A 7,681-nucleotide genomic window follows, 5' to 3' on the forward strand; every position below is an offset into this window, starting at 1 on the left:
TCGTCGGGGTCCAGCGGCGGCTCCTGGGCGGTCACCAGGACCACGCCCGCGGCCAGCCGGGACATGGCGGCGCGGAACTCGTCGTTGCTCACCCCGTCAGCATGCCCGCACCGAACCGTGTGATGAGAGGGGTATGTGAGACAGGAGAGGCATTTGACTCTACAAGTTTCCCCTCTCGGCCAATACGGTGACCATTCGAGACACGCGGCAATCAGAATTGCGGCGCGCCACGGTGGTTTTTCCTCGATATTTGTAAGGCATCCATCATGTTGCTTGCGGGCATGGGGGCGTCGGGCCCTCCGGTAGTAGCCCTGACGACAGGCGACGAGTTATTGCGCCTGAAACAGGACGCCATGGTCGTCCTGATTGACGACCAAATCGCGTTCGTGCGTGCCCGGCGGGCCGTCCGTATCACGACGTCACCTACGTGGGAGGCGGTCGCTCAGGCGCTGATCGAGGGCACGCGCTCGGACCGTGTCCGGTTGCTGGCTGGGGAAGGATCGGATGCGTCCTCGACCCTGGAGTCTCTCGTCGGCGCATTGCATAACATTGGTGCGTTGGAGGCGCCGCCGCGGGAGACCAGGCTTAGCGGGGCCATTCTCGAGCGTCACCGGCGGACGCTGCGGTTCTTCGGCACACACGAAAGTCCTGGCGTCGACCGTTTCTCGTACCTTGAGCGGCTCCTGAATGCGAAGGTCTTTGTCGTCGGCCTTGGGGGTGTCGGCAGCTGGATCGCCTATCAGCTGCTCATGTCCGGTGTGGGGACGGTATCGGGGTGCGACGGCGATGTCGTGGAGATGAGTAACCTCAACCGTACGGCGCTGATCTCTCCGGATGATGTCGGGAATCCCAAGACTGAGGTGCTTCACCGGCATTTCGCTGAGCGCTTCCCGGATGCCGCGCTTAACTTCTCCCGACGTGTGGTCACATCCGTGGAAGACCTCGCGGACATGGCCGCAGGCCACGACCTGATCATCGGTGCCGCGGACCAGCCCTACTTGTCGATCCGGCTCTGGGTCTCAGGCGCCAGTCTCAAGACCGGTGTGCCGTCCCTGCAGACCGGGGGCGGGCGGGTCGGTCCCTTGTTCGTTCCCGGCCGCACTAGCTGCGCCGGCTGCCTGCACGCTGCCCTGCTGCGCTCGTCCGGTGCCGCAGCCCGGGGCGCGCAGACCGACCACTTCCCGATGCCGCAGGTCGGCACGCTGTGCCCTCAGCCCGCGGCCGACTCAGCGATGGTCGCCCTGGAAGCTGTTCGGTTTCTTACCGGGTGTACCGCGCCGGTAACGCTTGACGCCTACCTCCAGAAGGGGGCTGGCCTACTCGATGGTGTCGTCCACGAACTCCCGCCGCAGAAGGACTGTGTGATCTCCTGCGGCGGGCACAAGAGCCCGACGAGAAGCGGGAAGGAGGTGAAGTGACGATGGAGAACCAGGAGCAGCAGGAAGAGGCCGTGGTGACGGAGGAGGTCGTTGAGGCCTACGACGTCCTCATGCTGGGCGAGTACGGCCCCCGCCTGTAAACGATAGGCGTATCGGCATACGGGGCGGCTGCACCCATCAGCCGCCCCGTTCCCAAACGCTACACCGCCCAGACCACTTCGAGGAACGGCCCCATGGCCCCGCGACCGACCGCGCGCGCCCTGATCGACGAGATCCTGGCGACCGAGCCGACGGAAGACATCGTCAGCACACCCGACAGCACCCCGCTCGATCTCAGAGGCCACGGCCACACCCGTGCCGTCCACGATCCGTACAGCGGGACGGACTTCGATGTCCCGGACGGCCTTACCGTCGCCGGGCGTCTTCCCTCTGGGTGCGTCCTGGCTGTCGCGGCCGATAGGCACCGGCTCGCCTGCCTTCGTTGCGGCGACAAGTTACCCGTGGCGCCGGCCCCGGGCCGTGTTCTGGTGCTCGGCCCATATGTGTGTGTCCTGCGCGAGGACGTCGTTTATGTCGCTGCCGGGCAGGACTGCCGGGCCGTACGGGAGTGGCGTGCCCTCAAACCGGCGGCAGGGCTGCCACTTCCCGTCGCGCGGGTGGCGGCCGCTCCCAGCGCAGGGCTGATTTGGCCGCTAGGCGGTGAGAGGCAGGCCTTCGTCCGTCTCGATGTCGCGACCGGGGCGCTGACCTCGCATTCCGCGCCGGGAGCTGGGCCCGACTCCGAGGTCGCCCTGTCCCCAGACGGCGCGTACGTCGCCGTCTGGCGCCGTGGCACCTTGTGTATCAGCGCCGTCGCGACGGCGCAGGTGCTGCTGGAGGTTTCCGGTGTGCGGTGCCCGGCGGCGTGGGACGCGGACGGATGCACGTGGATTGGCCTGGACTGGCCGCACACTGTGGTGAGCCGCTGGAGCGCCGGCGGCGGCCATGTCCAGTTTACGGGCCCCTGGACGCTCGGCCGGCCGGTGCCCAGCGCCGTCGGCGCCCGCACTGTCGCGACGTGCCCCGGCATTCCCCTGCACGGGATCTGGTGCCGGGAGGCGGGCCGGCCGCCCGCGCAGGACGCCGCGCTGCCATACGCGGCGCGCACCGTGCCGCTTCCCGGCGGGGAAGTAAGGTCCCTCAGCTACGGCATGGGGGGGAGCGGGCGGGACCTGGCCGTTCTGCTGCGCGGGGGACCGTACGGTGAGTGGGCTCCCGTGTGGGATCCCATGGTCGAGCTGCTCCTGCGTATGGGGTTCAGTGTCCATCAGCTCGAGTCCCCCTACACCGCGGCCGTCCAGCAGCGGCTGTCGCCTTCGTTTCGGCGAGGCGAGTTCGGCACTCGCGATGCCGACCTCGTCGCCGCCGCGATTCATCACCTCGCGGGGGTCGGCGCAAGCGAGACGCTTCCCGGCCCACTCGTGCTGGTCGGCCACAGCTACGGCGCGTTCCTCGCTGCGCGGACCGCGCACCGGGTACAGGCACCGGACCTGTGCCTGGTCACCATGAACGGTCCGTGGTCTCCCGCCGACATGTACCAGCTCGCCGAGGGAGCGGATGAGCCGGTCCCCGGCTCGCTGGAGGAATTCGTGACCCGTGCGTTCGCCCCGGACGCAGCGCGCGAGGTTCAAAGGCCGCCCGCGCACGTCCGGTGGGCCGTCATCCATGGAGACCAGGACCCGATCGTGCCTCCCTCGCTCGTGGAGGCCGCGGCACGCAGAGACCGGCCTGACGCCGTCGTCCGTCTCGCCGGAGAGGGCCACATACCGCGGCATATCCGGTCCGTGCGGCGTGTCCTGGACACCATTGCCAGCTGTATCGAGGAGTGACATGGACATAAAGGAAGGCTTCGCGGCTCTGAGGGCATACCGGCCCGGCCGGGGGGCGCGAGCCATGCGGCAGCGGCTGCTGTGCTACACCTCGGCCGGGCCGGACACCTCCAACGGTACGTACTACGACCTGCGTGAACCCGGCGAGAACGCTCCGCTGCACGCCCGTACGACGTCCTACCTGGCACGTGCCGTCGTCGGCGACGTATCCGCGCTGCGCGCTCCGTTCGACCTCGTCGTCCCGCCCGCTTGGCGGCTCATGGTCGCGGCGAGCTACGGCGACGCCTCAGCCGCCGGGTTCGATCTGACAGCGAACGCGGCGTCGGGCTCGGCGTTCCTCGGCCAGGTGTGCGCGGCGCTGGACGCCCGTTGTGGCGACATCGCAAGCAGGGCACAGCTCACGGGCCGGCTCGGGGCGATCAGGTCCTATGCACGGGTGTTCGGCCTGGAACCCTCCGAGCGCGATGACCTGCAGGACCGCCTGAAAGCCAGTGAATCCCCGGTAGCCGCCCTCGGCGTCCTTCTGTGGTTCCACGGCCGGCCGATCGACATCGAAGCCCTCGCAGTGCGCCGGGCCGAGGACGAAACCCTGCCCCTCGACCAGCGCGTGCGCCTGGTGCGTTTCGCCTTAACCGAGCGGGGCAAGGCCGGCGACCCGCACGGAGATCTCGCCGCGGACGCCTACCGCATCGGTGTTCGTCTGGACCAGGCGCTCGCGCACGGCAGGGACGGCAGCCTGGAGGACGCGCTCTGCCGAAGTGCGCTGAACCGGACGCTTGCCTTCGGCCCCTTCCTCAATAAGGACAGGTCGGGAACGCTCGCGCACCTGGAACTCGCCGAACACCTCCTCGAAGGCCACACACCCGACGGCCTCGGCCAGGAACTGCTCCTCGCCGATTACCGCTTCCCGGCCCTCGAAACCCTCAGCACGACGCATCGGGCGCTCGGAGACCACGACCTGGCAATCGACTACGCCCGACGGCTCACCGCCCTCGACCCGTACGACGCGAAGACATGGTTCGCCCTGGGGAAGGCCCTCATGGGCGCCGAGCGCGCGGAAGACGCCGAAGACGCATTCGTTCGGGCAAGTCAATGCGAACTGCCACATCGGGCGAAAGCCTACTATTTCGCCTCCATAGCGGCCCAGATCCATGGTGAGACGCAGCGCGCGCAGCACTGGGCCGACTGCTGCCGCCAGCTCGAACCCGGCATCGACGGCCCATCCGGCCTCGCCGGTGCACCTGCCACCCAGCACAACGCACGTTCCGCAAAGCCGCCTGTGCCGTCCAAACCCCGCCAACGCACGGGAACCACGGAGTCCCGCCTGTGACGACGAGTGCACGCCCACAGGCCGCGCCCGGCGGCCTGCTGCGTTCCCCCAGCTTCCTGTCGGTCTGGTCCGCCCTGACGCTCTCGGCAGCGGGAGACAGGCTTTTTGCCGCCGCGGTGGCGTGGTACGCGATCGTCCATCTCGGTGCGACCGTCGGCGTCGTCGCTGTCGGCCTCGCCCAGTTCCTGCCGATAGCAGTCATGGCCCCCTTCACAGGCGTCCTCGTTGACCGGCTTCCGCGGCACTGGCTGCTGGCCGGCACCGATGCCGTCCGCTTCGCCGTGTCCCTGGCACTGTGCCTCGCCTTCTGGACCGGCGGCGTGTCGACACCGCTGCTGGTCATCGGCATCGTCGTACTGCGGGTCACCGGGGTCATGTTCGAGCCGGCGCTCCAGTCCCACATCGGCACGATCGCCCGTGACGAGGGCGAGTTGCTGCGGCTCGACGCGTGGCTCCTTGCCTCGGACATGATCTCAGGCATGCTCGGTCCCGTCCTCGCCGGGATCGCGGTCGCGGCAGGGATCCAGATCGCGCTACTGCTGAACAGCCTCACCTTCCTCATCTCGGCACTCTCGCTCCTCGGCGCATGGCGCATCCTGCGCGACAGCACACCCGGCCGGTCGCGCTCACTGCGCGCCGCCGCCAACGGGTGGATGACAGCCGCACGCCAGGGACTCGCGGCCGCACGGCAGGACCCCGCGATGACCCGGCTCGCACCGACCCTGCCACTGATCGACCTCGTCGAGACGGGGATCCTGCTCATATTGCCCGCGCTCCTCATAGACCACAGCGCACACGGCGGCGTCTGGTACGGCATGCTCATCGGCGCATGGTTCACCGGCCGGCTGCTGGGGCTGGCCTTCGCCCGCAGGTTCATCGTGCACGCCCGCAAGGGGATCCTCCTCGCACTCAACGCCACCATCCAGGGCAGCGCCATCCTCGCCGCCGGACTGTGGCCCTCCCCGCCCTGGATGATGCTCTGCTTCCTCATCGTCGGCACCCCCTCGGGCTGCGCCTCCGTATGCGTCAACGCCTACATCCAGACACGCATCGAGGAGAACATGCGCGGCCGGATCTTCGCCCTGCTCGGAGCCCTCGTCGCCCTGGCCATGCCACTCGGACCGGTCATCTCCGGCCTCGTCGCCTACGTCGCCAGCCCAGCCCTATCCCTGATCGTGCTGGGCGCCACGCTCGTCGTCGTCGGCCTGTCACCACTGACCAGCCGACAGCTATGGCAGGTTCCCTAACGGGCGGGTGTGCGACAACGGTTTCGGCTGGTCTGGAACCTGAAGAGAGCCGTACGGGTTGGGATGGTTGTGAAGCGATCTTTGGCCCGTACGGCTCTTTCGCATCGTATCTACACGGGCACTCGCGGCATCAACCCGGGCGGCTCATCGCCGAGTTGGCGGGGCAGTGGATGGCGCGGGAGGAGTCCCGGTTGCGCAAGCGCCGGGGGCGTGAGTGTCTGCGGGCCGAAGGCGGCGGGTCCAGCCATCAGCGGGTCGCACAGACCGGATGATCGCGACTTTGGTGATCCTGCGATGACGGCGACGAGCCCGGCTGGCCCGGCGCATGCCCCGGCAACAGACTCTGGCTTGCCACTTGCGAACGTCATGCCGCGAAGCCGATGTTGGTGTGTCGTATGAGGGCTCAGGACATAGTTGACGTGATGTTCTCAGGACACTCTTGACATTTTCTGATGGCACTTCAGATGCTTCGGGTGTGACTCAGGAGGCGGAAAGCCCGCAGCAGGGCGACTGGTTGGTCGAGCAGAGGTACCGGGCGGTGCTGGAGGTACTCGACGGTTCGCCGATCACCGAGGTCGCCCAGCGGTACGGGGTCTCCCGGCAGTCGGTCTACACGTGGAAGGCGAAGTACGCCGCGGGTGGCTTCGAAGGTCTGAGGGAGTCATCCCGTCGGCCGCGGACGAGTCCGAACAGGCTGCCGGCCGAGGTGGAGGCCCTGGTCTGCGAGATGCGCCGGTCCCATCCGCGCTGGGGAGCGCGGCGGATCGCCTACGAGATCAAGCGGACTGGAACTGAGCCCGCTCCGTCCCGGGCCACCGTTCACCGGGTCCTGACCCGCAACGGTCTGGTGCGAGCGCAGGATCAACAGCACCGGCGCAAGTACAAGCGGTGGCAGCGCGAGACGCCGATGCACCTGTGGCAGCTTGACCTGGTCGGCGGGATCTACCTCGCCGACGGGCGTGAGTGCAAGATGCTCACCGGGATCGACGACCATTCGCGTTTCATCGTGGTCGCCGAGGTGCTCGCGGTGCCCTCCGGGAGGGCGGTGGCCGACGCGTTCGTGCGAGCCATGCAGGTCCACGGAGTCCCGGCCGAGGTGCTCACGGACAACGGAAAACAGTTCACCGGCCGCTACACCCGGCCAAGACCCGCAGAGGTGCTGTTCGAGCGGGTCTGCCGGGAGAACGGGATCGGCGCGAAGCTCACCAAGCCGTACTCACCGACCACCACCGGCAAGATCGAACGCTGGCACCGGACCCTGCGCAGAGAACTGCTCGACGACTGCGGGCCGTTCGCATCACTTGCCGCAGCCCAGGCCGCCATCAACGAATGGGTTCACACCTACAACCACCTCCGCCCGCATCAAGCCCTCGACATGGCCACACCGGCCAGCCTGTTCCGCCCCAACCCGCAGCCAGAACCGGTCAAGGTCGTGCCCGCCCAGCGGTCCGAGGCTGTTTCCGGCCCCGCCGAGCCGGCACCGCCGGCACTGATCCTGGAGCCGTCGGCTGGCGCGGTCGAGTTCGACACCGTGCTCCCCGCCAGCGGACAGGTCAGCATCATCCCCTCCGTCCAGCGCATCCGCCTCGGCGCCGGGCGGGCGGGCCTGCGAGCCCGCATCTGGGCCGATGAGAACACCGTCCACGTCCTGGTGAACGGCGAGGTGGTGAAGACCGTGCCGTCCAACCTCGACGCCGAACACCTGCACCAGCTCAAGCTCCGCGGCGCCCGTCCGGCAGGACCACCACCCGCTCCTCCGGCCGTCGACCGCGTGGGCGACCTCGTTGTCGACCCGCTGCTGGAGCACCCTTTGCCGGTGCACGGCCAGGGCGTTGCCCAGGCGCTGCACGACCTGGC

5 protein-coding genes and 1 pseudogene are annotated in these 7,681 nt (G+C 68.4%); 5 read left to right on the plus strand and 1 reads right to left on the minus strand.

Translation table 11 applies throughout. The features are described 5' to 3' along the window. Positions 1 to 92, minus strand: a pseudogene (locus ABZZ74_RS51615) (flavin reductase); the annotation flags it as partial. Between the two features lie 174 nt (positions 93 to 266). Here ABZZ74_RS51615 and ABZZ74_RS51620 point away from each other — a divergent pair. From ABZZ74_RS51620 to ABZZ74_RS51640, 5 genes are all read left to right on the plus strand, one after another. Next, positions 267 to 1,418 (plus strand): ThiF family adenylyltransferase, encoded by a 1,152-nt coding sequence (locus ABZZ74_RS51620; protein WP_356951065.1) that lies wholly within the window; start codon positions 267 to 269, stop codon positions 1,416 to 1,418. Between the two features lie 194 nt (positions 1,419 to 1,612). Further along, on the plus strand, positions 1,613 to 3,247 hold the full coding sequence (locus ABZZ74_RS51625; protein ID WP_356951066.1) for a hypothetical protein: 1,635 nt from the start codon (positions 1,613 to 1,615) through the stop codon (positions 3,245 to 3,247). 64 nt (positions 3,248 to 3,311) lie between these two features. Beyond that, on the plus strand, positions 3,312 to 4,577 hold the full coding sequence (locus ABZZ74_RS51630) for a bacterial transcriptional activator domain-containing protein (RefSeq protein WP_356951067.1): 1,266 nt from the start codon (positions 3,312 to 3,314) through the stop codon (positions 4,575 to 4,577). Continuing rightward, complete coding sequence (locus tag ABZZ74_RS51635) at positions 4,574 to 5,824, plus strand: MFS transporter (RefSeq protein WP_356951068.1); 1,251 nt, start codon at positions 4,574 to 4,576, stop codon at positions 5,822 to 5,824. Before ABZZ74_RS51630 ends, ABZZ74_RS51635 begins: the two co-directional genes overlap by 4 nt. Before the next feature lie 475 nt (positions 5,825 to 6,299). Then, positions 6,300 to 7,681 (plus strand): IS481 family transposase (locus ABZZ74_RS51640; protein WP_356951069.1); only part of this gene is annotated, 1,382 nt, incomplete at its 3' end.

It is taken from the genome of Streptomyces sp. NPDC006476 (assembly GCF_040612015.1).
Classification (GTDB): Bacteria; Actinomycetota; Actinomycetes; order Streptomycetales; family Streptomycetaceae; genus Streptomyces; species Streptomyces griseorubiginosus_B.